This window comes from Zunongwangia sp. L-65 (assembly GCF_056859415.1).
This window is the reverse complement of sequence record NZ_JBSXOK010000064.1, coordinates 32452-59448: the sequence shown is the minus strand read 5'-3', so window position 1 is coordinate 59448 and position 26997 is coordinate 32452. Positions and strand designations below refer to the sequence as shown.

Sequence of the window (26997 nt, the reverse complement as noted above, 5' to 3'; positions counted from 1 at the left end):
CTTTAGCGTAAATTCTTTGGAAAAAGGGTTAGTAAGGTCTTGCCTGAAGTTATAGTATCCCAATTAGAATCTTCAAAATCTATAACACACAAGCCGGTCGTTGGAATATTATCAAATTTGCGATCTCCCATAGCATTTACCAAATTGGTTATCCCGGGATTATGCGAAAAAACGACAAGCGTTTCTATTGAATTTGGAGCTGAACAAATAATGTTTTTCAGTTCCCTGCTATTAAAAGTATATAATGCTTTTTTTACCTGAAAATTTTCATCTTTAATTCCTAATTTTTTTTTGAAGATCTTCGCAGTCTCGTGGGCTCTTGTAGCAGGACTACTCCAAAACATAGCAGAATCGGAATCTATATTCTGTTTAAAGAAAGTATCAAAAATTCCTAAAACTGCCTTGGCATCTTTTAGTGCTCTCTTTTTCAAAGGTCTTTCATCATCCGGTACTTGATGCTTCCAGGAAGATTTACCATGTCTTACTACAATTAATCGTTTCATAATTAAGGAGCTAAACGTTTAGAGTTCCATTGAGCTTCTTCTTTATTAAAAATAATACGATCGTGTAATCTATTTTGGCGCCCCTGCCAAAACTCTATATTTACAGGTTTTACAATATATCCACCCCAGTTCTCTGGTTTAGGTACTTCATGATCTTTATACTTAAGTTCAACTTGCGCCAAGTTATTTTCTAACACTTCTCGCGAAGCAATTTCAGAGCTTTGCGGAGATGCCCATGCGCCTAGCTGACTCCCCCTTGGGCGGGAATGATAATATTCGGTCGCCGTTTCATCATCAACCTTTTCCACTACTCCCTGTATAATTACCTGTCGCTCTGTAGAAGGCCAGAAAAATGATAAACAAACATTTGGATTAATAGCTATGGCTTTTCCTTTTTCTGAATTAAAATTAGTGTAGAAAATAAAGCCTTCAGAATCATACGATTTTAAAAGAACAACCCTCGATTTCGGAAAACCGTTTAAGCCTATCGTAGCAATCGTCATTGCATTTACTTCTCCTGCACCGCCTTCCACTTCGGTCTCATTAAACCATCGTTCAAATAATTCGAATGGATTATCAGAAATATTGCTTTCTAACAATTCACTTTTTTCATAAGATTGTCTATAATCCTGCAGATTCCTACTCATGGTTATATATTTTTAACTCGCCTAAAAAAGTTTTTTAAACTTTAATAGAAATTTCGTTCGGAGCACTTTTACTTAATATTCTATAGAATTTACAAGCTTTTCTTGTCTACTGCAATTTACAAGTTTTAAAAATAAAGCCGAAAAAAATTGACCATGTTTATATCAATTTTTAATTACCTATAAGCAGATAGAAATTCAGTAAATCACTTATAATTTTAAATAAAATTGAATTCTCTGAATTACGCATTAAAATTCCAGCGTCTTACCATCTTCAGCCAGTAAAACATTAGGAAAGACCTGCTCGGCTTCAATTTTAAATAGTTTAATATCAGGATATCGAGTAGAGTAATGTCCTAAAATAAGTTGTTTTACATTAGCTTCTTTGGCTATCGTCGCAGCCTGCATTGCAGTGCTATGTTTAGTAGGATCTGTTAATTTAAGCTGCTCCTGTAAAAAAGTAGATTCGTGGTACAGCACATCAATATTGGATAATTGCGGAATGATTTCTTCAGAAAAAACTGTATCACTACAAAAAGCATAACTTTTAGGGGCATCTCCGCTTTCTGTTACAAGCTCGTTTTTTATAAGTTTACCTTCTTCAGAAATTACATCTTTACCTTTTTTAAGACTTTTAAAAAGCGCTACGTCTATTTTATATTTTCGGGCTTCTTCCACTAATAATTTACGATCGCCTTGTTTTTCCTTAAATAAAAATCCATTGGTATACACCCTGTGCTTAAGTGGGATCGTTTCTACGGAAAGCTTTTCGTTTTCGTAAATTTTTTCTGGTTGAGTTGAAGTTAATTCGTGAAAATAAAGGGGATATGGTGTCCAGGCCTTTGATAATTTAAGTTGAAGTAAAATCACTTCTTTTATTCCTTTTGGACCGTAAACATGAAGCTCCTTTTCCCTGTTAAGCAACATAAAAGTAGAGATAAGCCCTATTAGCCCATAAAAATGATCGCCATGCAGATGCGAAATGAATATGTGTTCGATTTTACCGAATTTGATCTTATTTTTACGAAGTTGAACCTGGGTACCTTCACCGCAATCGATCAAAAACATTTGATTTTGCATCGTTAAAACCTGCGAGGTGGGATTAGTCAAAGAACGTGGAGTAGCTGCATAACAGCCTAAAATATCAAGCTTCATTAAAATCGGATTTTAAAGAAAAACGGCAATGTTTTAGAAAGACAGATTTAAAAGCCAAGCTCTCGCTCCAGCTCTTCCATCTGGATCACATCTTCGGCTTCTCTTAAGGTAGGCACTACAAATAATTCTTCTGGGATTTTATCTATGTTAATAGCGTCATTAACGATTACAAAAGATTTTTTGTTAGCACGATGTATGGTAGAAAGTTCTAAAAATCCTAATAACTCTTCTAACTCCATTTCACCATATTTAAGAATATCGATTACAACGTTTTCATTTTCAAACTCATGATGATTCGTTGTTAATCGTGAAGTAAAATCGGTTATAGAATCCTTATCATCGGTAATTAAAAGATAATTTTCTTTCTTTTCAATTTTCATTAGCCTCTTTTTGTCATATAAAATACTAATTTAAAAAATAAAATCTATTGCTTGATTTTAGAAGCCAATAAATATATAACCGCCATCCTTACCGCAACACCATTCTGTACCTGATCCAAAATAATTGCCTGATCACTGTCTGCAACATCACTGGTAATTTCTACGCCGCGATTAATCGGTCCCGGGTGCATTACAATGATTTCTTTGTTTAGACTATTCAGTATTTTCTTATTTAAACCAAATTGTTGCGTATATTCTCTGGTAGAAGGGAAATAACTAATATCCATCCTTTCATTTTGAACCCTAAGCATGTTGGCTACATCGCACCATTCTAATGCTTTTATAAGATTGGTTTCCACCTCTACTCCCAAAGAATCAATATATTTTGGAATTAGCGTTTTAGGTCCGCAAACTTTTACGTTTGCTCCCTGTAATTTTAAAGCAAAAATATTAGAAAGGGCTACTCGACTATGCAAAATATCTCCTACAATCACCACATTCTTTCCGGCAACCTCTCCTAAACGTTCACGTATAGAATACGAATCCAGCAAGGCTTGTGTGGGGTGCTCATGTGCTCCATCCCCTGCATTTACAATGCTCGCTTTTACATGTTTAGAAAGAAAAATTCCTGCTCCAGGATTAGGATGTCTCATAACCACCATATCGACTTTCATCGATAAGATATTATTTACGGTATCAATAAGCGTTTCTCCTTTTTTAACCGAGGAAGAAGCAGCTGAAAAATTAATCGTATCAGCACTTAAACGTTTTTCGGCAAGCTCAAAAGAAAGGCGGGTTCTGGTACTATTTTCAAAAAATAAGTTGGCTATGGTTATATCTCGTAACGATGGGACTTTTTTAATAGGCCGGTTAATAACTTCTTTAAAATGATCGGCAGTATTAAAAATTAAGTCAATATCCGATTTTTGCAGGTACTTAATCCCAAGTAAGTGGTTAACACTTAATTCGTTCATTACGCTAGTTATTTTGAAATAAGGTAAACAATATCTTCGCCTTCATTTTCCTTCCAGTTTACTTTTACTTTTTCCTCGTTTATAGCATCTACCTGTCTACCATTATAATCTGGCTGAATAGGTAAATGTCTACTAAAACGACGATCAATAAAACTTAACAATTCAATTTCTTTGGGCCTTCCAAAAGATTGAATCGCAGTAAGGGCTGCCCTTATGCTTCTACCGGTATATAAAACATCATCGATAAAAACCACACGCTTATCTTCTACTACAAAATCGATTTTTGTTTTATTGGCTTCTAACGGCTTATCGCTTCTGCGGAAATCATCCCTGTAGAATGTAATATCCAATTGGCCCGTTTTAAGATCCTTAAGCTGATATTCCTGTTCCAAAATTTCCTGAAGTCTATTTAGTAAAAATATACCCCTGGGTTGTATCCCGATAAGAACAGTATTAGAAAAGTCAGAATGATTTTCTACAAGCTGGCAAGCCAGTCGTTGCAAAATAATTTGTACTTCTTTAGCGGTAAGTAGCACTTTTTGACTCATATACTGGGTTGAAATGAAGGTTCGGAGAGCAAAAATAAGGTATTTTTTGATTCTTCGAATCAAATAAGAACATAGTTTTTATCAAAAAAATAAATTATTACAAGGCTTTTAATTTTTAAACTAAAAATTTGAAGGGTAAAAATTCAATAAATCACAATAATAATTTACAAATGAATATTTAATTGAATTACAGACAAATATAACCTAACTTTAGCCCTAATTTAGAGCCCTAAGATTACTTAACATACTATATATTTTATTTCATTTTTTAAATAATTATTAGACCTAAACCAAACATAAATTCTAAAAAATCAAAAATGAAATTAATTTACAATGGTGGAAACCGAAAACTTTCCCGAGTTGTTAAACGTGCCAATGAAATATTATTAAGTAGTTTTTATTACATCGAAATAGAAAAATATCTTCAACTCAAGTATGATGAAGAAACAGCTTCTAATTTCTTAAAAGAACTTCGATCCATAAATAAAAAAGTCACTATAAAAGGACTTTGGAATCCTATTGGTAGTAAAGCTTTAAAGGTAAAAAACGATTATATTTTAATTAATACGGCACATCTTAGCAAATCGCACCGAATACTTTTAGCACAGTTGATCACTGAATATTTTTTGGTCCTCGATCAAAAAGAGCAGTTATCACAGATAATTCCTTTTAATAAAGCAATCGATTTACCAGACGGCTTTGGGGCTATTGCCAGGAATTTCATGTAATAGAAACTTTAATTATTGCGTCAAGAATCCATCTGTAAAAACACTTTGCAATACAATAACTAAAAACCAAGACTTATTAAGATCCTATTAATTTGAGGTATGAACTAGAAAACATATTTATAATTTTTGAGGAATACCAATAAGCAGCGAAATCTAGAAATTATATTCTTTTTTTACGGTGTAAAACATTTCTAATAAAAAAAGATGCCTTTAAGTTATAAAAATCATAAGATCTAATATTAGAAAGCTTTTACTCTCCTTTTTTATTTAGATTTGATTTTGAGGAAAAATTGCTAAGTATGACAGAGGACGATAAAAAATTTATGCGTAGGGCTATAGCCCTGGCAGAAGAAGGAATGAATACAGGAGCTGGTGGACCTTTTGGTGCAGTTGTGGTTAAAGATGGTGAAATTATCGCTGAAGGATGGAATATCGTAACATCCAGTAATGATCCTACCGCCCATGCTGAAATAACTGCGATAAGGAGAGCATGTGAAAATTTAAATACATTTCAATTAGAAAATTGCGTGCTTTATACTAGTTGTGAACCTTGCCCCATGTGTTTAGGCGCGATCTATTGGGCGAGGCCTAAAAAAGTATTTTATGCCTTAAACCATAGTGATGCCGCTAAAATTGGTTTTGATGATCAGTTTATCTATGAAGAACTGGATAAGGACATCGAAAATAGAAAAGTACCTTTTGTAAATATTCTGCGGGAGGAAGGATTACCTGTTTTTGAGAAATGGGATAGAAAAGAAAACCGAATCGATTATTAAGATTCGGTTTTTTTATTTCAAAATTTAAATTTTTAAATATGGGGCTTTTCTTTTAAATTTTCCCATACTCTTATACTTCGCCTAATTTCTTCATCTAAGCGTTCTCTTTCCAATGCTGTTTTTGGCGTATTGCCAGGCACTAATTCGGGTAAAACCACTTCAATAATTATGGGACCGTCAAAACCTATTTCTTCTAATACGCCATGATGTTTAACAAAATCTACCTGTCCTCTTCCGATTCCCGATCTATTGGAATCAGAAATTTGATAGCTAAATAATAGCTTCTCAGATTTTCTTAACGCTTCTAAAGGATCTGGTTCTTCAATATGCATATGAAAACTATTCAAGATTAACCCAAAATTGCGATGCCCCACCGCTTTTATTAATTCCATAGCCTTTTGTGCTGTATGGATCATTGGCGATTCGTATCGGTTAACACATTCGTAAGCTATTTTTACTTTTTTTAGTTGTGCATAGGCATCCAGAGTTTTACAACAATGCACCAGCATTTCCCAAGACTCCTTAGGATCTTTACAGTTAACAGTCCACTTAGCTAGGCCCTGAAGGTTTACCCAGGAAGCTTTCACCTGCACTGCAAAATCAATAATGTTTTTGTAAAAAGCTATAGCAGTTTCAGCATTCGCCTGTCCTTGGGCTGGAGGGACCGAGTCAAAAGGATCTATAGCAAAAATCTCCAGATCAAAAAGATCTGCGGCTTCAATTACTTCCTTCGCATTATAGTCACTCCAGTCACCATTAAGCTGTACCCCATCCAGTCCCAGCATTTTGACTTTTTCCATCAACGCATTGATATCTGATATTCCTAATATCCAGGAACAAACCCCCAACTTGCTCATTCTATTCTTTTTTACTGAATAAAGGTAAGCTCTATTGTTAAAAAATGCTGTTAGATTCTAGTTAATTCTAGTAATCATGATTAACATATTTAAAGTCCAGACTTTTTTTCAACTACTAAAACTATGAACATAGAGGCTCAAAAAAAGGCATCACTGAAATGAGTAAAACCGATAAAAAAGAATAGGTTTTCTGCAGAAGAACACGTTCGGTAAAAGTATACTGAAACTATTTTTTGTTCATTTTATCAATCATTTTGTATAATATTCGATACAATTCTTTGGCTTCTTCTGCTGCCAATGGAAGTTGCTCAGACAATAGCTTTGGCACATTACAGGCCTGGTCTTTTAGCTTTTTCCCTTGATCAGTTAGCGTAATTACGATATTTCTTTCATCAGATTCAGAGCGTTTACGGTCTAAAAATCCACGTTGCTGAAGTCGTTTTAAAAGTGGCGTTAAGGTATTGGATTGTAACTGAAGTTTTTCTGCTATCACACTTAAATTCACCTCATCTTTTTCCCAAAGTACCATTAATACCAGATATTGCGGATAGGTAAGGTCTAAATCCTTCAACATTGGTTGATACCTCTGAATGACCAATCTTGAAGCTGTATACAATGGAAAACAAAGTTGGTTATCAAGTTTTAAATTTTCATATTTCTCATTCATCCTTCCGCAATTTTTAAATGTTCACAGCCTTTTACATTATTGAAAGTAATAAAAATTCCCTTTTTGCAATAAGCAAAAAGAGAATTCAGTAATTTTTAACATCGAAATCAACTGTCCCAGGCTGTAACCAGGCAATTATTCCGCTATGTGGAATTAAATAACTTCTAATTCAACTTCTATATTTCCGCGGGTAGCGTTAGAATAAGGACAAACCTGGTGTGCCTTTTCTACCAATTCTTGTGCTTTCTCCTTCTCTACTCCAGGAATTTCTATGCTAAGTTTTACCGCTAATTGAAAGCCACCTTCATTATTTGGGCCAATCCCTACTATTGCAGTTACAGTAGTTTCTTTTTCTGGCTTCACCTTAGCTTTACCGATAACCATATTTAAAGCGCTATCGAAACAAGCTGCATAACCTGCTGCAAATAATTGTTCTGGATTTGTAGTTCCGCCTTTTCCCCCTAATTCTTTGGGCATTAAAATGTCAAAATCTATAAGTCCATCTTCGCTTTTCACATGTCCGTTTCTTCCTCCTGTGGCTGAAACTGTTGTTTGATATTGTGTTTTCATAATTAAAATATTTTATCTTTTACGATTAAATCGTTTACGATACAAATATATTCAAATAAAGATTATTCGAAATAAAAAATTACTTAAAATCTATTTAATTTGAAACCAACTGAGAAGTGGAATCGGGTGTTTTAAAAGGAATAAGTGTTTTATAATGCTCATACCGAAGGAAAATTTCCTTTACATATAAATAAGGTTCCCTACCTCTTACAAATCCATATTTTACTTCAGGCCGGCTAAAAAATTCTCTGGAACTCAATTTCAGTAAATAATCTTCTACGTTATCGTCCCATACGTACGGATCCTCGCCAGAAGCCTTGGTTAAGCGTTGCGCGTCGCGAACATGTCCCAAACCACAATTATATGCAGCTAAAGTGAATTTTATCTTCTGAATGCTATCTTCGACTTTGGTAAAATTTTGAATTAATTTCTTTAAATATTGTGTACCACCACGAATATTTTCTGAAGGATTGGTAATATTTTTCACCCCTAATTCTTCTGCCGTTGCCGGCATTAATTGCATTAAACCACCAGCGCCAGCCCAGGAATTTTCATTTGGCTGAAAGCGTGATTCCTGGAAGATTTGTGAACTCAGTAGTCGCCAATCCCATCCTAAACGCTCGACATTATTTTTTACAATAGCATCATACTGACTGATTTTTCCCTGATTTTTACTATAAAATTCACTTTTTATACGTCGACGGTACGATTTTTTGTTCTTAAAATACTTGTTGTACACGACGTAATAAAAATCTTTCTTTTTAATATTTCTTAGCCAGGAATTAATCTCAGCCAACAATTCAGGTGAGTTTTTACGAACCGACCAAGCGATACGTTGCGAGAAGCTAATCTCTGTATCGATATCTAAAATTGGATTGTAAGTTTGATTAATGGCGGCAATATTATAATCTGAAACGGTATAATCTATTTCACCATCCACAACCATTTTTATAATATCCTCGGTGGTTTTATTTCCCGAAACCAGTTGAATATCAATTTGCCCACCAATCTCATTTTCCAGGTTCTCTAAGCGTTCGTAATAGGAAGAATTTTTACGTACGTGCACCGTTTTCCCGATCATTTCAATAGGATCGTTAATTGTATGCTTTTTGATCTTGTACATGGGTAATCTACGCCAATTTTCAGGCCGGCGTTGCACCAATACCTGATGTGTTAAATAGTGATATTCGGTAAAATTGACTATCTTTTTACGGTCTTCGGTAACAGAGAGTCCAAAGGCTATTAAATCGCCCACACCCGCATTTAACATATCGAACAAATGATCCATATCTTTAGCAACTTTGATATCTAATTCAAGTTCTAAATGATCAGCGAGTTTTTTTACCAATTCGTATTCAAAGCCCATAGGTTTCCCTCGATATAAAAAATAACTGGTAGAATTATAAATGGTAATGACCGTTAGCTTACCATCTTCTTTAATAGCTGAAAGATCTTTAGAGTACAGTTTTGGAGTAATTTCAGCTCCATCGTTCAGATTCTTTTTTTCAGAACAGCTTACAAAACAACTAAAAAGAAAAAGTAGTACGAAAAACTTTTTAAAAATAAAATATAAAGAAAATTTATGTAAAAGTTGAATCATTAAACAATTGATTTCCTGTAATATAACCAATTAAATTAACTTTAAAAAATAAGAAACCGGATAAGAAACGTGAACAGCAAAAAATAGGACTTAAGATTTATAATTTGACAATAAGATCCCCACTTAAATTCATAAATATCAAAATACTAGTTTTTTATATAAATTAATATTCGCTAAGCTAACTTCTATTCAGGTTTTTACTAAATTTCAGATAAACCTAAAAGCTTGTTCTTAGGGGTTTTGGAGAAAATGTTTGCCATTTTTTTGGGTCCCGATCCCATCCGGCTAATCATGGGGCTGTATGTGACATGAGAATTATGCTCTATTATCAAGTTAAATTTAGTTTATGGAATATAAGTTCAGTATCAATAACATCACTTACAATTTTAAAGATTTAAAAACTTTATTGGCCAAAGCCAGTCCTGAACGATCTGGTGATGTCCTGGCCGGGATTGCTGCAAAGGACAATAAAGAACGGGTTGCCGCGCAATATGTTTTAAGTGATCTACCGCTAAAGGTATTTCTGGAAAATCCTATTATTCCTTATGCTGAAGATGAAGTTACCCGCTTAATTATGAACGATCATAACGCTGAAGCTTTCTATCCCATTTCTGCATTTAGTGTTGGAGAGTTTAGGGATTGGTTGCTAAGTTATGAGGCCACTCCTACAATTTTAAAAGATATTTCCCCTGGATTAGCCCCGGAAATGGTCGCAGCCGTTTCTAAATTAATGCGTAATCAGGACCTTATAAAAGTGGCCCAAAAATGTGAAGTGATAACAAAATTCAGGAATACACTCGGCTTAAAAGATCGGTTTTCGGTTCGATTGCAACCCAATAATCCTATTGATGATCCAAAGGCGATTGCTGCGAGTACGATTGACGGATTACTTTATGGCTGTGGTGATGCGGTAATTGGCATCAACCCTGCTACGGATAGCCCAAAGGCCGTGTCAGAATTATTAAAACTACTGGACAATTTTAGACAACAATACGAAATTCCAACACAAACCTGCATTTTAAGTCATATTACCACCACCATGGAGATTATCGAAAAAGCACCTGTAGACCTTATTTTTCAGTCGATTGGTGGGACTCAAAAAGCAAACGAGTCTTTCGGGATTAATCTAAATATGCTTCAGGAAGCCTATGATGCGGGATTACAGCTAAATAGGGGAACAATAGGAAATAATATAATGTATTTTGAAACCGGTCAGGGATCTGAACTTTCTGCAAATGCACACCATGGTGTAGATCAGCAAACTTGCGAAGTTAGAGCTTATGCTGTGGCAAGAAAATATAGTCCTCTTTTAGTAAATACTGTAGTTGGCTTTATTGGGCCAGAATATTTATATGATGCAAAGCAAATTACGCGTGCAGCTTTAGAGGACCATTTTTGCGGAAAAATGATGGGACTGCCTATGGGTTGTGACGTATGTTATACCAACCATGCAGAAGCCGATCAGGATGATATGGATTCTTTATTAACGCTTCTAGGTGTGGCCGGTTGCAATTATATAATGGGGGTTCCAGGAGCTGATGATGTAATGCTGAATTACCAAAGCACCTCTTTTCATGATGCGATGTACCTTAGGAAGGTTTTGAATAAACGACCGGCACCAGAATTCGAAAAATGGCTGTTAAAAATGGGTATTTTTGATAAACAGGGAAATCGCCAGCGCTTAAATGAATCTCATAAACTCATAAGTAATGGATAAACCAAAAATATATAAAAGTGAGCTCCAAGAAGATCCTTATACTCAGCTACGCAAGCTTTCTAAGGCACGTATCGCGCTTGGAAATACCGGAGGAAGCCAATCGTTAAAGCATGTTTTACAATTTCAGTTAGATCATGCCAAAGCTCGGGATGCGATTTACAAGGAATTTGAAATTGTAAAAATTGAATCAGAGTTAAAGAATTTCGACTTAAAAATTTTCCATTTTAAAAGTAAGGCAAAAGATCGTGAAGAATATTTAAAACGTCCGGATTTAGGAAAGCTTTTGGCATCATCTAAAATTGAAAAAACTTTAGAATTTGATATTATCTTTAATATTGTTGATGGTTTATCACCTGAGGCTACCCTGCAAAGCCCAAAAATTATCGAAAAATTACTTCCGAAGTTAAAGGACAAATATTCCATCGCGATGAGTATCGTGCAGAATGGTCGAGTAGCTATTGGTGACGAAATCGCAGAAAAGCTAAATGCAAAATTTACTGCTACTTTTATTGGGGAGCGTCCCGGTTTATCGAGCCCAAAAAGTTTAGGCATTTATACTACTTACCTGCCTAAGAGTGGTACTACAGATGAAAGAAGAAACTGTATTTCTAATATTCATAGCGATGGAATGGGTATAACAGATGCTACAAATCTTTTGGAGTTTTTAATTAATGAATCGTTCGCGAAAAAAATTAGTGGTGTATCTTTAAAATCTAACTTGAAAAACCACAAAATCGATCATGCTTAAATCTGTTCATCACATTGCTATAATTTGTTCTGATTATCCAGCTTCAAAAAAATTTTATAGCGAAATTCTGGAATTAGAGATTATACGCGAAGTGTATCGTAAAGAGCGGGATTCTTACAAATTAGATTTAGCTTTGAATGGGGAATACATCATCGAGTTATTTTCTTTTCCAAATTCACCAAAACGTCCAAGCCATCCGGAAGCTCTGGGGTTACGGCACCTTGCCTTTGCAGTAGATGATCTCGCAAATATGATTTTAAAATTAAATTCAAAAGGAATCAAAACTGAAGATATTCGTATGGATCCACAAACAGGGAAAAAATTCACTTTCTTTAGCGATCCGGATGATTTACCTTTAGAACTTTATGAAGAATAAACTGCTTTTTTAGACTTAAAGTTTCAATAGAAATCATTCTTAAATTTAGGATGTTTAGACTATCAACAAAACTAAGATTCTAATTTTTCTTTCTTTAAGACTTATCAATAAAGATTTTTCCTACAATTTATATGGAAAAATAACATTAATGACACATAAATTAGCTTAAATCAATAAAAAATCCGACAAAAGGTATATTTGATAGATAAATGTATAAATTTGCAAATATTAATTTTATCTTAAATTCTTTAAGGTAAGTCTTAAGAAACTGGACGATGTCGATAAAAAGAAACTTATTTTATTTTGCTTTACTGTGTATTTCTTGCACCTGTTTTGGTCAGGGAGTTACTGAATCAAACTATAGCAATAAATTTGCTATAGCTTTAAATGGCTCAACTTTAGGTGGCGGACTTGAAATAGCCAGAAATTTATCCCAACATTTTAACCTTAGGCTTAGGGGTAATATCCTTAGTATAAAAGATTTTGTTCAGGAGATCGAGGTTGATGATGCAAATCTTAATGTGACTGCAGATACCCGTTTTTTAGAATTCGATCTTAGCTTAGAATATTTGCCATTTAAATCCAGCAGTTTTAAAGTCATTGGAGGTGCAGCTCATTTTAGCGATGGAAAAACGAATGCACTGGCTACCTATGACGGCACTTTAGAATATGGTGAGATTATATTGGGACCAGAAGAAATTGGTGATTTGGAGCTTACGTTGGATTATAATGGTTTCGCTCCATACTTAGGTTTAGGCTTTGGTAGAGCAGTACCTAAAAATAAATTTGGAGTGTCCTTTGAAGCCGGAAGTTTCTATCTTCCTGAACCTAAAGTAGATATTACAGCTACTGGAATGCTTGCCCCTACTGCCAATCAGGCGGTGTCACTCCAGGAAGATATTAGAGATTATAGGTGGTTCCCATTCTTAAACTTAAGATTATCCGTTAGAATTTAATTAAATCCTTTAAAAGATGAAAAAAATATTTTTACTAATGATGCTGATTGCTGTAACTATAATTCCTACAGCATGCGAGAAGACGCCAAACGAAATTGCAGATGATTTTAAACTTGGCCTTGATGTAAACTTTTTAGAGTATACCGCTCAAATTGAGATTAAAGATTTAGAAGATGGTACTTATCCAAATAATATTACCTTAGTCCCCGCAGCAGATTATGGGACATCTATACTAAACTCTGCCGGAAAAAAGAACTACAATTTATCTGAAGGCAGCATAACACTTATACTGAATCCTGCAGATAGGCCACAATCTCCTAATGAGATTAAAAGTTTTGATTTTATTGCTTCGGCCCCTGGGTATCAAACCGCGAAATTGAAAATTAATTTTACCGAAAATAATAAAACCGTACAGATGCCGGTATATTTACTCCACAAAACCAGGGAAACCGAAGGTATTAGTACGGTAAGCGATAATGCCGAACTATCCGGAAGCCAATTAAAAGAAAATAAAACTATACGTTTTGGTAAAAAGTCTTCTAAGCAAACAGACGGTACTATTGAAGTTAAAGCAGGAACAGAATTTTTAAATGGTAGTGGAGAGTTATTATCCGGCAGCCTTTTAAATGTGGAAGTTATCGATATGGATGCCAATACAGTAAAACTATCTAAAATCTTTCCTGGTGGCTTTACCAATCAATCTGTTTTAAAAAATGGTTCCAGGGCGGACAAATCATTCTTACCTATGAGCTATACCTCTATCAACATGTACATTGGAAATCAAGAGGTTAAAGATTTTAGTCAATCGATAAAAGTCAACATGGAAATTGATAAAAACTTATACAATCCTAATACCGGGAACCAAGTGAAGATTGGTGATCAATTATCTTTATATAGTTATGAATTAGAAAAGGATACATGGGTATTTGAAAAAGAGGTTACTATTTCTGGATCTGGTGATGAGTTATTCGTAAATTTTGATACAGATCATTTAACAGATTATTCTATCGTGGCTGAATTACCGGTTTGTTCAGATATTTTTGAAATCAATAATCCAACTGAGTCCAATATTCAGGCAAAGATTGAATTAGAAATTACTGGCAGTATTGAAACCAGAACCTATAAAATTATTGAGCAAAATCTCGTTCCTGGAATAAATAAAGTTCCATATAATGGTATAGGCGATAAGATAAACCTTAAACTCTATGCGTCTGGTGAATCATTAACTATAAGTGATATTTCTTGTGGAGAATCACCTGCCATTGAGATGCCCGAACCAGATAGTGAACTAGTAGAGATCACCATTAACATCCCCTGTGAAGATGTGGAACTTAATATAGCAAGTTATCCTATTAAGTACCGTAAACAAGGAGAAACAGAATGGATAAACGGTGTGATAAAAGATCTAAAACTACAATCTTATGAAATGGAAGCTGGAAACACTTACGAATTCCAGATTCAATTCGATGGAAAAACCTATACTTATGAAGAATATATAAGCTCAAAAAATTATCAGTTCGATGTCGATAGTGAGTTATGTGATGAGATCAATTTTTAAAAGGAGAAGAAAATTCAAATTGATTTCAGTGATATGGAAAGTACTAAAAAAGGGATGCAATGCATCCCTTTTTACAACTAACCAGTTTCTAATATCATACCAACCTAACCAAAAAATGAATGATATTATAAGATGAAAAAACCATTGCTTCATCTAACAACAATATTAAAATATTACATTCAATAAAGAAAACTTTTCTTATATAAATTAAGACATTATCGATAAAACCCTTAAAATAAAAGATGAAATTAATAATACGATCAAGCCACAAACAAATGATTTAGATAATTATTAAAATCGCATTACACGCTCCAAGTTTGTTTAAGCTATTTCGAGTTGATTTAAACCCTGTCAAAATAAGTTATTTGTGGGTACGCAAATAAACCTTTTAGTAGAACATTATTTTTGATGTCGTTGCAGCGCAATCTCTGCTTTCTATTAGTAAAGGATTAAAGCTTTTAATTACGACTATTGAACTAAACTGAAGCGCACATTTATATCATGGCTATAGAGCAAAAATTAAGAGGTCATGAAACCTATCTCTAATTGATTAATAACATTAAAAAGAATAAGATACTATTTTAAGAATTTAGAATTTTTAGAAATTAAATTATCCTGTTTTTTTATTAAATATCAGGTTTTATGAAAATTAAAGTTTGATTAATAAAAATCTAAATGTAATTTTGAGAATTAAACAGATTAGAATGAAATCAGAATTAGCTGGTATTTTAGATAAATATTCAAAATTAAACAAAGAAAAAAGTTTACCAAGTATTTCTATCGATTGCGTTGTTTTTGGTTTTGATACTTCTTCGCTAAAAGTCTTGCTAGTTAAATTAAAGGGGAAAGATGAGTGGTCTCTACCGGGAGGCTATTTATGGAAAAATGAAAACCTGGATGAAGGTGCCCACAGAATTCTGGAACAACGAACCGGAGCAAAACAAATCTATCTCAATCAATTTAAAACTTTTGGTAGACTAAACCGAAGTGAATATTTCTTTGAAGGCTATCCGGATGATCTGTGGCAAAAACAACGATTTGTTTCGGTAGGATATTATGCGCTAACAAATTTTGCAAAAGTAGATCCTAAAGTTGATGAATTATCTGATGCTTCTGAATGGAAAAATGTCCATGAGCTCCCTAATCTTATGATGGACCATGAAGAAATATTTAATACTGCGTTATTAGAGCTCCGGAAAGGGCTTAATTACCGTCCGGTAGGATTAAATCTGTTGCCTGAAAAATTTACTATGCCTGAGCTGCAGAAACTATACGAGATAATTCTGGACAAATCGCTTAATCGTGGTAATTTTTATCGTAAAATGACTAAATACGGCATCCTGAAAAAATTAAAAGAAACCCGTAAAGGAGGGGCACATAAAGCTCCTAATTTATATACTTTCAATTTGGAGGTTTATAATGAAGCTTTAGAAAACGGGTTCAAAGAAGCCTGGTAAAATTAAGGTATTATTAACGTAGTACGCCAATAACCAACAATAAACGTAGTTTAAACCATTATAATTAAATTATTCTAAAAAAAATAGCTTAATAATTATATTTTATGTATTTTTAAAATCCCTACAAATACATAATGCGTTCTAAATATACCCAAATCACCCCTATAAAAGAGAATAGTTCTTATCTCTATGATGAGTTATACTCAGCAATTACAAAAGATAAGTCTTATTTCGATTTTATTCAGCAATACGCTCTTGATGGACTTTTTATCATAGATATCCAAAAAGATTATTTTTTTTGCGCTCCTAAACTTCTGGAATTACTTGGATATAACACTTCTTCTCAAGACAATTGGACTTGGAAAGACATTGTTTATAGCAAAGATCAAGACCAATTCAATAAGGTCATCGCCTCCATAGATGGTTATAATCAACCAGAGAAAAAAATAACCTTTAGATTTGTTCATAGCCACAAGTACACACTATGGCTGGAATGTGCTATTATTACCTTTACTGATCTTTCTTTAGGAAAAAGAATACTAGTGGCAGTAAAAGACGTTACTAAATTTAAGAAGCCAGATCTTCATTTACATGAGCAGATTAAACGCTATGAGCATGTTTTAGACGGAACTGGTATTGGTGTATGGGAATGGAACATTCAAACTGGAGAGACCATCTTTAGCAAACAATGGGCAAAAATTTTAGGTTACGAACTTGAAGAATTACAACCAACTTCGGTGGATACCTGGCATAGATTTGCAAATCCCGATGACGCTGAAAACTGCCAGAAAATTTTAAATGAACATTTTGCCGGAAAAACAAAAGTATACAGGACCGAAGCAAGAATGCGCCATAAAAAAGGACACTGGGTTTGGGTCGCAGACCGTGGTAAAGTAGTAAGCTGGACAGCAGATGGAAAACCTGAATGGATGACGGGATATCATGAAGAAATCACACAGCAAAAAAAAGAAACAGAAAGAAGCCAAAAATTTATTGAGGAAGCACCAACTGCTATCGCCATGTTCGATACAAAGATGCGGTATATAGTAACTTCTAAAAAGTGGAAAGAAGACTATCAGGTTGAAGATTTAAATATTATCAACAAATATCATTACGATCTTTTTCCTGATGTTAAGGAAGAATGGAGAGCTATTCATGCTCGTGGATTGCAAGGAGAATCTGCGCAAAGAGAAGAAGAACAATTTGTAGATCGTTTTGGTAAAAATCGATATATAAAATGGTCTATGCGACCTTGGTATACCAATGATCAAAAAATTGGTGGAATTATAATCCATACCACAGATATTACCCATATTAAAGAACTTGAAAAGATTAGCGAAAATCGCAAGCAATTTTTAGAAACGGTTTTAGAATCTTTAGAAGTAGGGATTGTTTCCTGTAATGCTGATGGAGAACTTACGCTTTTTAATAGAACAACAAGAGAATGGCATGGTTTACCTGTAACCAACATCGATCCCAATAAATTTCCAGATTATTATGGTCTTTACCACCTAGATGGGAAAACTCAACTTACTACAGATGAGATTCCATTAATACAGGTACTTAAAACAGGTAAAATTACCAATCCAAATATAAAAATTAGGCCTAAAAATGCCGAAGATCGATTTGTATCGGTTAGTGGATCGCAAATTAAAGACAATAAAGGCGAAGTGATTGGTGCTGTTGTAGCTATGTATGATGTTACGCCATTTAACCTGGCGCAGGAAAAACTGCAATTAAGCGAAGAAACTTTTAGAGGAAATTTTGAGAATGCAGCCATAGGAATGGCTATTTGTGATCTTAAAACAAAACCCTTAAAAGTTAATAAAAGTCTATGTTCAATTTTAGATTATACACAAGAAGATCTTTTAGATAAATCACTGTTCGATCTGGTAGATCAAAAAGATGAAAAGCGTTTAAAAAAGCTTATTAATGAACTTGTAGAGAAAAAAGAAGATCACTTTCATGTAGAACTTCAATTTAGATCTAAAAAGAATAAAAAGATCTATGTACTAATATTTGCGTCTTTAATTAAAGATTCTAATGGTGAGCCATTGTTAATCACTACACAAATTAAAAATATTAGTATCCGGAAGTTAGCGCAGCAACAGCTGAATAAAACCCTGGCACACCAAAAAGCTTTATTGGCAGCCAGTACTAAGGTTAGTTTTATTGCTACAGACAAAAAAGGATATATAACAGATTTTAATCGTGGTGCACAAAATCTTTTAGGATACAGCCCAGAAAATGTAAAAAAGAAATCTGTTTTAATATTCCATGAGACTACCGAGCTAGAACAAAAAATTGTTAGCTTAAATAACGAATTTGAGGTAGAACTTAAAGAATATGAAGCTTTAATTTTTGAAGCTAAGAACAGAAAAAGTACTACAAGGGAATGGAGTTATATAGATGCAAATGGAAATAAAATTCCAGTTTTACTAACCATTACCCCTATTATTGAAAACGACCAGCTAATAGGTTACTTACATGCTGCTTTAGAAATAACAGATCTAAAAGAAGCTAGAAATGAAATTATGAGTTTACTGGAAGTTACCAAAGATCAAAATCAGAGGTTAAGAAATTTTGCTCATATCGTTTCTCATAATTTAAGAAGCCATTCAAGCAATTTCTCATCTCTTCTGGATATATTTAATATGGAACATCCAGAATTAAATGAAAATCAAATTATACAGCTCTTAGGAACAGCAAGCGAAAATCTTAGGGAAACTATAGAGCATCTTAATGAGGTTGTGGTAATAAATACTTCAGTAAAAGAAAACTTAAATGAGTGTAATTTAAGAGATTTTGTAGAAAATGCTGTAGAAAACACCAGTGCCCTAGCAATGGATGGCCAAGTTAATGTTGAATATAATATTGATAAAGACATTACTATACAGGGAATCCCAGCTTATTTGGATAGTATTTTACTCAATTTTATAACCAACGGAATTAAATACCGCTCTCTAGAAAGAAATAGTTTTATTAAATTGTATTCTGAAAATGACGATATTACCGGAGAAATTATCCTAAATATTCAAGATAACGGACTAGGAATCGATTTACAGCGACACGGCCATAAGCTTTTTGGGATGTACAATACCTTTCACAGGCATAAAGATTCCAGAGGGATTGGATTGTTTATCACCAAAAATCAAATTGAAGCTATTGGTGCCAGAATAGAGGTAGAAAGTGAGGTAAATCAGGGTACTCTATTTAAAATACTCTTTAAGAATGAAGAAAATTGATCTTGCCTGCATTATAGACGATGATCCTATATTCGTTTTTAGTGCAAAAAAAATAATGGAATTGGCCGATTTCTGTAATGGTTTTATGGTTTTTCATAACGGAAAAGAAGCCTTAAATCATCTAAATGCCATTATTTCTAATGAAGCCGAGCTTCCAGATGTCATTTTACTTGATCTTAATATGCCAGTGATGGATGGTTGGGAGTTTTTGGAAGAATTTATAAAAATTGAAAGTGATAAGCCAATTACCATTTACATTGTGAGCTCTTCTATAGATCCTGGCGACATTAATAAAGCAAAATCATACGACAACGTGAGTAATTATATTGTAAAACCAATTACCATTGAAGCTTTAAAAACTGTGCTTCAGAATCACCAAAATTAGCATTTCATCTAAATTTTTAGATTTATTTAACTTTTTACGCAACCATTTGGTGCTTTTGCTATCTATTATATAGACCGCAAATCATCAATCATGAAATACATCATCGGGCTTGTCTTATTTTTAAGCATATTTTCCTGCAATATCGATAATCCTTCGTATCCAGAGCTACACACACCTAACAATTTTCCGCAGAAATGGGAATTGGTGCAAATGAGTTTCCCTTCAGAAAATGAACAGCAAAAAGGCCTAAAAATGGCCTGGCAGGAAAGTTATCTTCTTTTACCCGATAGTACATTTTTAAAAAAGAGAATGACAGCTACAGAAACGATTACTGCTGAAGGAAAATTTTATACTGAAAAACAAAACGATGATCTTTATATTCACTTTGAATTTAATGAGAAATCCAAAACTTTAGATTCGTCGGCTTTTACTGAAAAGCAAAGATTATTATTTTCTACTGAAGAAGATAAAATGACATTGATTTCTATGCAAAATGGAAAAAAGCAAATTCTGGATTACCAGTTGAAGTAATTTTATAATAAAGAGCTACGAAAAATGACAGCATAAAAAAACCTCCTTAAAAAGGAGGTTTTTAGCTTTATAAACTGAAAAGATTATTTCCCTTCCATTTTATCTTTAAGAGCCTGAAGATCTGCATTTACATCACCAATAGTGGTTTTCTCGCTGTTTTGTGCAGCAGCTTTTTTAGCAGCTTGCTTAACGATTTTTTGCTCTTCTTCTCTGTGGATAGCAGCATGAGATGCTACAACACGTTTAAACTCTTTATTGAATTCAATGATTTGGAATTCTGCAGTTTCACCTTTCTTAAGTTTACTTCCGTCTTCTTTTTCAAGGTGTCTTTGTGGTACAAATGCAGTAATATCTTCATTAAAATCGATAGTAGCTCCTTTGTCTACGATTTCAGAAATTGCAGCAGTATGAGTTGTACCTACAGCAAATTCAGTTTCGTATTTATCCCAAGGGTTATCTTCGATTTGTTTGTGACCTAAACTTAGTTTACGTCCTTCAACATCTAATTCTAATACAACTACTTCTAGTTTATCACCAACATTACAGAATTCTGATGGGTGTTTGATTTTCTTAGTCCAAGAAAGATCAGAGATATAGATAAGTCCGTCAATACCTTCTTCTAACTCTACGAATACACCAAAGTTAGTAAAGTTACGAACTACACCTGTATGCTTAGATCCAACAGGATATTTAGAAGTGATATCTGTCCATGGATCTGGAGTTAATTGCTTAATTCCAAGAGACATTTTACGATCGTCACGATCTAAAGTAAGGATTTGAGCTTCAACCTCGTCACCAACATTTACGAAATCCTGAGCAGATCTTAAGTGCGTACTCCAAGACATTTCAGAAACGTGGATTAATCCTTCTACACCTTCAGCAACTTCGATAAATGCACCGTAATCTGCGATTACAACTACTTTACCTTTTACTTTATCACCTACTTTCAACTCTTCATCTAGAGCTTCCCATGGGTGTTTATGTAATTGCTTAAGACCTAACTGGATTCTAGTCTTAGCCTCATCAAAGTCTAAGATTACAACGTTAAGTTTTTGATCTAGTTCTACGATCTCGTTTGGATGGTTGATTCTAGACCAAGAAAGATCAGTAATGTGGATAAGTCCGTCAACTCCTCCAAGATCAACGAATACACCGTAAGAAGTAATATTCTTAACAGTACCTTCTAATACCTGACCTTTTTCTAACTGACCAATAATTTCTTTCTTCTGCTCTTCGATATCAGCTTCGATAAGTGCTTTATGTGATACAACAACGTTTTTGAATTCGTGGTTGATTTTCACAACTTTAAATTCCATTGTTTTACCTACGTAAGCATCGTAATCTCTAATTGGCTTCACATCGATTTGAGAACCTGGTAAGAAAGCTTCGATACCAAATACATCTACGATCATACCACCTTTAGTACGACACTTAACAAAACCGTTAACGATAAGACCTTCATCATGTGCTTTGTTCACACGATCCCATGCCATAATCACACGAGCCTTACGGTGAGAAAGAACTAACTGACCTGTAGCATCTTCTCTAACGTCGATTAAAACTTCTACCTCATCACCAACTTTAAGATCTGGGTTGTAACGAAACTCGTTAAGAGAGATTACACCTTCACTTTTCGCGTTGATGTCGATAATTGCATCACGATCAGTAATATTAATTACTTTTCCTTTTACAACCTCATCATCTAGAGTGTCTACGAAATTTTCTTCTACTAATTTCTCGAATTCTTCTAGCTTATCATCTGCGATTGGGTCGATTCCTTCTTCGTAGTTGTGCCAGTTAAATTCTTTTAGGAATTTTTCAGGGTTAGCTTGTTGCTCAGTTACCTCTGGTTGAGATGCTGTAGCCATTCCAGCTACTTCCTGAACTTCCTGTTCTTTTTGTTCTTCAGCCATAATAATTGCTGATTAAAATTTGTATTCAAAGTTTATCGGAAACATTTAAGCAAAATAAAACTAAGAAGATGTTTTACGTTTTGATTTTCAAGCCCTTCTGCATTTCCGTTCTTTTGCCAAAAAGGAGTGCAAAAATACAACTAATTTTAATATTTTCAAACCTACTAAAAACTTAATTTTCTTCAGCTAAAGATTTCTTGAAAAGAAGGTGAAAAATTAAGATCAAAACGCTGTAAATTAAACCTAAAGATGCTACTCCTTGCCACTGAAAAAACTCCCAGGCATACGCTCCGGTAGTTGTTCCCAATGCGCCACCAATAAAGTAACCCACCATATAAATGGTATTAATCCTGTTTCTTGCATCTGGATTTCTGGAAAAGATAATATTCTGGTTCGTAATATGTAAAGATTGTAAACCCATATCAACCAAAATCACTCCGATAACAAGTCCTATAATTGAGTAGCCGGAAAACTCAAAAACCACCCAGGCAACGATCATTAATATTGTTGAAATAATGATCAATCTATTTTTATTCATTTTATCGCTCAATTTTCCAATTAGGCTTGCCGCCAACGCACCTGCGATTCCTAAAACACCAAAAGTACCTGCTACCCCACTTCCGTAGTTAAAATTTTCTTCCATTAAAAAAACCAAAGTGGTCCAAAAAGCGCTAAATCCGGCAAATCCTAATGCTCCTCGAAGTGCGGCTAGTCTTACCGAAGATTCAGTTTTAAAGTATCCCCATAAAGATTGCATGAGTTCTTTATAAGTTCCAAAAAAATTAGGTTGTAATTCGGGTAATTTCAATTTTAATAATCCCCAGAAAACTAGCATCATTCCAGCTGCAATATAATACATCACACGCCAGCCCAAATATTCTCCCACAAAACCACTTACAAATCGGCTTCCCAATATCCCTATCAGTAAACCACTCATTACGATTCCAATGGCACTACCCCTCTTTTCTGGTTTTGCTAACTGCGCCGCCATTGGCACAAACACCTGTGGTACCACACAACTAAAACCTACAAAAAAGCCAGATATGGTAAGCACTGGTAAGCTTGGAGCTAAAGCCATCACTAAAAGACTTGTGATGATAAATATAAAATCAATCATTACCATTTTTTTCCGGGGAAATTTATCACCTAATGGAATAATAAACAGTAATCCAAAGGCATATCCCAATTGTGTAAAAAGCGGAATATTACTTACGGCTGACTCTGATACCCCAAAATCTTTGGCTATTAAATTTAATAAAGGCTGATTATAGTAATTGTTGGCCACTACTAAACCTGCACCGGCCGACATTAAATAAAGTACCGATTTACTAATTCCCTCTTCAGAAGCATTATCAACTTTGGCCATTTTAGGCGTCAGTTTTTTCTTTTACCAAACTAAGAATCTTGTCGAATTGCTCCTCTTTGCTAAGATTAGTATTATCGATCTCGATAGCATCTTGAGCTTTAACTAATGGAGACGTTTCCCGGGTAGAATCTAAATGATCACGTTCTTCCACATTTTTGAGTACTTCTTCGTAACTAACATCGTTTCCTTTTTGTTTTAGTTCATTGTAACGACGCTCAGCTCTTTTTTCCGCAGAAGCGGTCATAAACAACTTTAATTCAGCATTAGGAAATACCACAGTGCCAATATCACGGCCATCCATAACCACACCACCTTCTTTCCCTATTTCTTGCTGCTGTGCTACTAACATTTTACGAACCTGGGGAATCGCCGCAACTTTGCTCACATTATTAGAAACTTCCATCAATCGGATTTCCTCTTCTACATTTTCATTATTTAAATGTACTACACCATACCCAAGATCCTTATCAAACTCAAATTTAATACGAATAAAAGCTAAATGCCTTAACAAAGCTTCCTCATCTAATTTATCATCTGTTACCATTACCTTACGCATAGCATACAGCGTTACTGCACGATACATAGCGCCGGTATCTACATATATATAACCTAGCTTTTTAGCTAATTGCTTTGCAACTGTACTTTTTCCTGTTGAAGAATGCCCATCGATGGCAATAGTAATTTTTTTAGTCATCTAGCTGAAGTTTGTACAAAAATAGAGATTTGAAAATGGCTAAAACAAAAAAGCCCCGAATTTCTTCGAGGCTTTTAAAATATAAATTTATGATCACAACTCCTTTGCGTTTTTCACCTTTTCATTAGTGATCGCAATATCAATAACCTCACTCATTTCGTTTACATAATGGAACGTAAGACCTTTTAAATATTCGTCTTTAATTTCTTTAATATCACGTTCGTTCTCTTTACACAGAATAAGCTCTTTTATTCTGGCTCTTTTAGCTGCAAGGATTTTCTCTTTAATACCACCAACCGGAAGCACTTTTCCTCTTAAAGTTATCTCACCGGTCATAGCTATACTTTTCTTTACCTTTCTCTGAGTGAATAAAGAAACTAAAGATGTTAACATCGTAATACCTGCACTAGGCCCATCTTTAGGTGTAGCTCCTTCAGGTACGTGAATATGTACGTTATATTTCTCAAAAATACCGGCTTCTATACCTAATTCTTCCGCGTTAGATTTAATATACTCCATGGCAATGGTTGCCGACTCTTTCATCACTTTACCCAGGTTTCCAGTAATATTTAAATTGCCTTTTCCTTTGGATAAAATCGATTCGATAAAGAGAATATCACCCCCCACCTGCGTCCAGGCCAATCCGGTTACCACTCCGGCAACCTCATTATTCTCATATTTATCACGCTCTAAACGAGGACTACCTAAAATTTCGATAATATCTTCGTTCGTTATTTTTTTATTATAATCCTCTTCCATGGCGATACTTTTTGCACCATAGCGTACTACTTTAGCGATCTGTTTTTCTAAAGCTCGAACTCCAGATTCACGAGTATAGCCTTCCACTATTTTTTCAAGCTGTGCTTTACCAATTTTAAGATCGTCTTTCGTTAATCCATGCTCTTTTAATTGCTTCGGAAGTAAATGCCTTTTAGCAATCTCAATCTTCTCTTCAATAGTATACCCCGTAACATTAATGATCTCCATACGATCACGTAATGCAGGCTGAATAGTATTTAAACTATTACAAGTAGCAATAAACATCACTTTAGACAGATCGAAACCTAATTCTAAAAAGTTATCGTGAAATTCGCTATTCTGTTCGGGATCTAAAACTTCTAATAAGGCTGAAGATGGATCGCCGGCATTCCCAATGCTTAGCTTATCAATTTCATCCAATACAAAAACTGGATTACTGGTTCCTGCTTTTTTAAGACTCTGTATAATCCTTCCCGGCATCGCACCAATATAGGTTTTACGATGCCCTCTAATTTCAGCTTCGTCTCTTAAACCACCTAAAGAAATTCGAACATATTCACGACCTAAAGCCTCGGCTACAGATTTTCCTAAACTTGTTTTACCAACTCCGGGAGGCCCATAAAGACAAAGAATAGGAGACTTCATATCGTTACGCAATTTTAATACTGCCAGATATTCTATAATTCTTCTTTTTACATCATCTAAACCGTAATGATCACGATCTAAAATTTTCTTAGCACGTTTAAGATCAAATTTATCTTTACTAAATTCATCCCAGGGAAGATCTAAAAATAAATCCAGATAGTTACGTTGAATAGAATATTCAGCTACCTGGGGATTCATACGTTGCATTTTGGAGAGTTCTTTTTCAAAATGCTTTTGTACATCTTCACTCCATTTTTTATCCTTGGCACGAACACGCATTTCTTCAATTTCATCTTCATGAGAAACGCCACCCAATTCTTCCTGAATGGTTTTCATCTGCTGATGAAGAAAATATTCACGCTGTTGCTGGCTCATATCGCTTTGCACCTTCGACTGAATATCGTTTTTCAACGCAAGTTTTTGGTTTTCGATATTCATAAATTTAAGCGTAGCCAAAGCCCTTTCTTTAAGGTCATTAGTCGCTAAAAGATTTTGTTTCTCCTCTACCGATAGATTCATATTAGAAGAAACAAAATTGATTAAGAACGAATTACTCTCGATATTCTTAATTGCAAAAGAAGCTTCAGAGGGAATGTTAGGACTACTTTTAATAATCTGAAGCGCCAAATCTTTGATTGCATCGATTATAGCTCCAAATTCTTCATTTTGAACATCCGGCTTCGTTTCAGGAATTTCTTCAACATTTGCTCTTAGAAACGGCTCCTCCTGCGTTATTTCAGAAATATTAAAACGTTTTTTACCTTGTATGATCACCGTTGTATTTCCATCGGGCATTTTTAAAACCCTTAGAATACGGGCTACTACACCAATATTATTAATATCTTTAATACCGGGATTTTCTACTTCTTCATCTTTTTGGGAGACAACACCAATAATTTTTTCATTATTGTTCGCCTCGTTAATTAATTTAATCGAAGCATCTCTTCCTGCAGTAATTGGGATTACTACTCCCGGAAAGAGCACCGTGTTCCTTAAAGGTAATATTGGTAAATTTTCAGGTAATTTTTCTCTGTTTATTTCCTCTTCATCTTCAGGCGTCATTAACGGTATCAACTCTGCATCTTCATTTATACCTTGTAATGACAAACTGTCAATATCCGTGAATTTTGTTTTAGCCATAAGTTATCTTTAAAAGTCAAACTGTCATTACAGTTTGTTTATTTCAATTTGTTTTGAGACCTCTACACCTGCAATTCCTATATTTCAGGCACTTAAAATTGTTAT

At 34.3% G+C, this 26997-nt stretch carries 25 protein-coding genes; 11 read left to right on the top strand and 14 right to left on the bottom strand.

Going from position 1 to position 26997, the window contains the following annotated elements; all coding sequences use genetic code 11:
* Positions 1 to 2 precede the first annotated feature (2 nt).
* From AC13DP_RS11830 to pyrR, 6 genes are all read right to left on the bottom strand, one after another.
* Positions 3 to 503: a SixA phosphatase family protein gene (locus tag AC13DP_RS11830; protein ID WP_013071338.1), complete on the bottom strand. Its 501-nt coding sequence runs from the start codon at positions 501 to 503 to the stop codon at positions 3 to 5.
* A gap of 2 nt (positions 504 to 505) precedes the next feature.
* On the bottom strand, positions 506 to 1150 hold the full coding sequence (gene pdxH / locus AC13DP_RS11825) for a pyridoxamine 5'-phosphate oxidase (protein WP_228251049.1): 645 nt from the start codon (positions 1148 to 1150) through the stop codon (positions 506 to 508).
* A 246-nt stretch (positions 1151 to 1396) separates the two neighbouring features.
* Complete coding sequence (locus AC13DP_RS11820) at positions 1397 to 2302, bottom strand: ribonuclease Z (protein ID WP_483067867.1); 906 nt, start codon at positions 2300 to 2302, stop codon at positions 1397 to 1399.
* Positions 2303 to 2349: 47 nt separating this feature from the next.
* Positions 2350 to 2682, bottom strand: a complete 333-nt coding sequence (locus tag AC13DP_RS11815; protein WP_483067866.1) for a ribonuclease Z — start codon at positions 2680 to 2682, stop codon at positions 2350 to 2352.
* A gap of 44 nt (positions 2683 to 2726) precedes the next feature.
* Positions 2727 to 3656: an aspartate carbamoyltransferase catalytic subunit gene (locus AC13DP_RS11810; RefSeq protein WP_483067865.1), complete on the bottom strand. Its 930-nt coding sequence runs from the start codon at positions 3654 to 3656 to the stop codon at positions 2727 to 2729.
* A gap of 8 nt (positions 3657 to 3664) precedes the next feature.
* On the bottom strand, positions 3665 to 4204 hold the full coding sequence (pyrR, locus tag AC13DP_RS11805; protein WP_013071333.1) for a bifunctional pyr operon transcriptional regulator/uracil phosphoribosyltransferase PyrR: 540 nt from the start codon (positions 4202 to 4204) through the stop codon (positions 3665 to 3667).
* A 317-nt stretch (positions 4205 to 4521) separates the two neighbouring features.
* On the opposite strand from pyrR, the gene AC13DP_RS11800 reads away from it, so the two are divergent.
* A complete protein-coding gene (locus tag AC13DP_RS11800) occupies positions 4522 to 4932 on the top strand; it encodes a hypothetical protein (protein ID WP_013071332.1) in 411 nt (136 codons plus the stop codon).
* A gap of 299 nt (positions 4933 to 5231) precedes the next feature.
* Complete coding sequence (locus AC13DP_RS11795; protein WP_013071331.1) at positions 5232 to 5708, top strand: nucleoside deaminase; 477 nt, start codon at positions 5232 to 5234, stop codon at positions 5706 to 5708.
* A gap of 32 nt (positions 5709 to 5740) precedes the next feature.
* Here the strand turns inward: AC13DP_RS11795 and AC13DP_RS11790 are convergent, their stop codons facing one another.
* The 4 genes from AC13DP_RS11790 to AC13DP_RS11775 form a co-directional block, all read right to left on the bottom strand.
* The gene (locus AC13DP_RS11790; RefSeq protein WP_013071330.1) at positions 5741 to 6565 is read right to left on the bottom strand and encodes a sugar phosphate isomerase/epimerase family protein; all 825 of its coding nucleotides are present in this window, start codon (positions 6563 to 6565) and stop codon (positions 5741 to 5743) included.
* A gap of 226 nt (positions 6566 to 6791) precedes the next feature.
* A complete protein-coding gene (locus AC13DP_RS11785) occupies positions 6792 to 7232 on the bottom strand; it encodes a MarR family winged helix-turn-helix transcriptional regulator (protein ID WP_013071329.1) in 441 nt (146 codons plus the stop codon).
* Positions 7233 to 7385: 153 nt separating this feature from the next.
* Entirely contained in the window at positions 7386 to 7802 is a 417-nt protein-coding gene (locus AC13DP_RS11780) for an organic hydroperoxide resistance protein (protein ID WP_013071328.1), read from the bottom strand.
* A gap of 94 nt (positions 7803 to 7896) precedes the next feature.
* Positions 7897 to 9402 carry an MltF family protein gene (locus AC13DP_RS11775; protein WP_013071327.1) on the bottom strand — a complete coding sequence of 502 codons (1506 nt, stop codon included), beginning with the start codon at positions 9400 to 9402 and terminating at the stop codon, positions 7897 to 7899.
* Between the two features lie 346 nt (positions 9403 to 9748).
* On the opposite strand from AC13DP_RS11775, the gene AC13DP_RS11770 reads away from it, so the two are divergent.
* The 9 genes from AC13DP_RS11770 to AC13DP_RS11730 all read left to right on the top strand — a co-directional run bounded on the left by AC13DP_RS11770 (position 9749) and on the right by AC13DP_RS11730 (position 20375).
* Positions 9749 to 11119: an ethanolamine ammonia-lyase subunit EutB gene (locus tag AC13DP_RS11770; protein ID WP_013071326.1), complete on the top strand. Its 1371-nt coding sequence runs from the start codon at positions 9749 to 9751 to the stop codon at positions 11117 to 11119.
* Positions 11112 to 11867: an ethanolamine ammonia-lyase subunit EutC gene (gene eutC, locus AC13DP_RS11765; RefSeq protein WP_013071325.1), complete on the top strand. Its 756-nt coding sequence runs from the start codon at positions 11112 to 11114 to the stop codon at positions 11865 to 11867. The genes AC13DP_RS11770 and eutC overlap by 8 nt, the downstream gene beginning before the upstream one ends.
* Entirely contained in the window at positions 11860 to 12243 is a 384-nt protein-coding gene (gene gloA2, locus AC13DP_RS11760; RefSeq protein ID WP_013071324.1) for an SMU1112c/YaeR family gloxylase I-like metalloprotein, read from the top strand. Before eutC ends, gloA2 begins: the two co-directional genes overlap by 8 nt.
* Positions 12244 to 12518: 275 nt before the next feature.
* Positions 12519 to 13199, top strand: a complete 681-nt coding sequence (locus AC13DP_RS11755) for a hypothetical protein (protein WP_013071323.1) — start codon at positions 12519 to 12521, stop codon at positions 13197 to 13199.
* Between the two features lie 16 nt (positions 13200 to 13215).
* Positions 13216 to 14757 (top strand): hypothetical protein, encoded by a 1542-nt coding sequence (locus AC13DP_RS11750; RefSeq protein ID WP_483067864.1) that lies wholly within the window; start codon positions 13216 to 13218, stop codon positions 14755 to 14757.
* A gap of 704 nt (positions 14758 to 15461) precedes the next feature.
* Positions 15462 to 16214 carry an NUDIX hydrolase gene (locus AC13DP_RS11745; RefSeq protein ID WP_013071321.1) on the top strand — a complete coding sequence of 251 codons (753 nt, stop codon included), beginning with the start codon at positions 15462 to 15464 and terminating at the stop codon, positions 16212 to 16214.
* A gap of 134 nt (positions 16215 to 16348) precedes the next feature.
* On the top strand, positions 16349 to 19459 hold the full coding sequence (locus tag AC13DP_RS11740; RefSeq protein WP_483067863.1) for a PAS domain S-box protein: 3111 nt from the start codon (positions 16349 to 16351) through the stop codon (positions 19457 to 19459).
* Positions 19446 to 19844, top strand: coding sequence for a response regulator (locus AC13DP_RS11735; protein WP_281682000.1), 399 nt, complete (start codon positions 19446 to 19448; stop codon positions 19842 to 19844). The genes AC13DP_RS11740 and AC13DP_RS11735 overlap by 14 nt, the downstream gene beginning before the upstream one ends.
* A gap of 90 nt (positions 19845 to 19934) precedes the next feature.
* Positions 19935 to 20375: a hypothetical protein gene (locus AC13DP_RS11730; protein ID WP_281682001.1), complete on the top strand. Its 441-nt coding sequence runs from the start codon at positions 19935 to 19937 to the stop codon at positions 20373 to 20375.
* An 83-nt stretch (positions 20376 to 20458) separates the two neighbouring features.
* Here the strand turns inward: AC13DP_RS11730 and rpsA are convergent, their stop codons facing one another.
* The 4 genes from rpsA to lon form a co-directional block, all read right to left on the bottom strand.
* Positions 20459 to 22288 (bottom strand): 30S ribosomal protein S1, encoded by a 1830-nt coding sequence (rpsA, locus tag AC13DP_RS11725; protein ID WP_084842811.1) that lies wholly within the window; start codon positions 22286 to 22288, stop codon positions 20459 to 20461.
* A gap of 172 nt (positions 22289 to 22460) precedes the next feature.
* The gene (locus AC13DP_RS11720; RefSeq protein ID WP_483067862.1) at positions 22461 to 23654 is read right to left on the bottom strand and encodes an MFS transporter; all 1194 of its coding nucleotides are present in this window, start codon (positions 23652 to 23654) and stop codon (positions 22461 to 22463) included.
* 1 nt (position 23655) lies between these two features.
* A complete protein-coding gene (gene cmk / locus AC13DP_RS11715; protein ID WP_339813756.1) occupies positions 23656 to 24348 on the bottom strand; it encodes a (d)CMP kinase in 693 nt (230 codons plus the stop codon).
* A 93-nt stretch (positions 24349 to 24441) separates the two neighbouring features.
* A complete protein-coding gene (lon, locus tag AC13DP_RS11710) occupies positions 24442 to 26892 on the bottom strand; it encodes an endopeptidase La (RefSeq protein WP_013071313.1) in 2451 nt (816 codons plus the stop codon).
* Between the last annotated feature and the right edge of the window lie 105 nt (positions 26893 to 26997).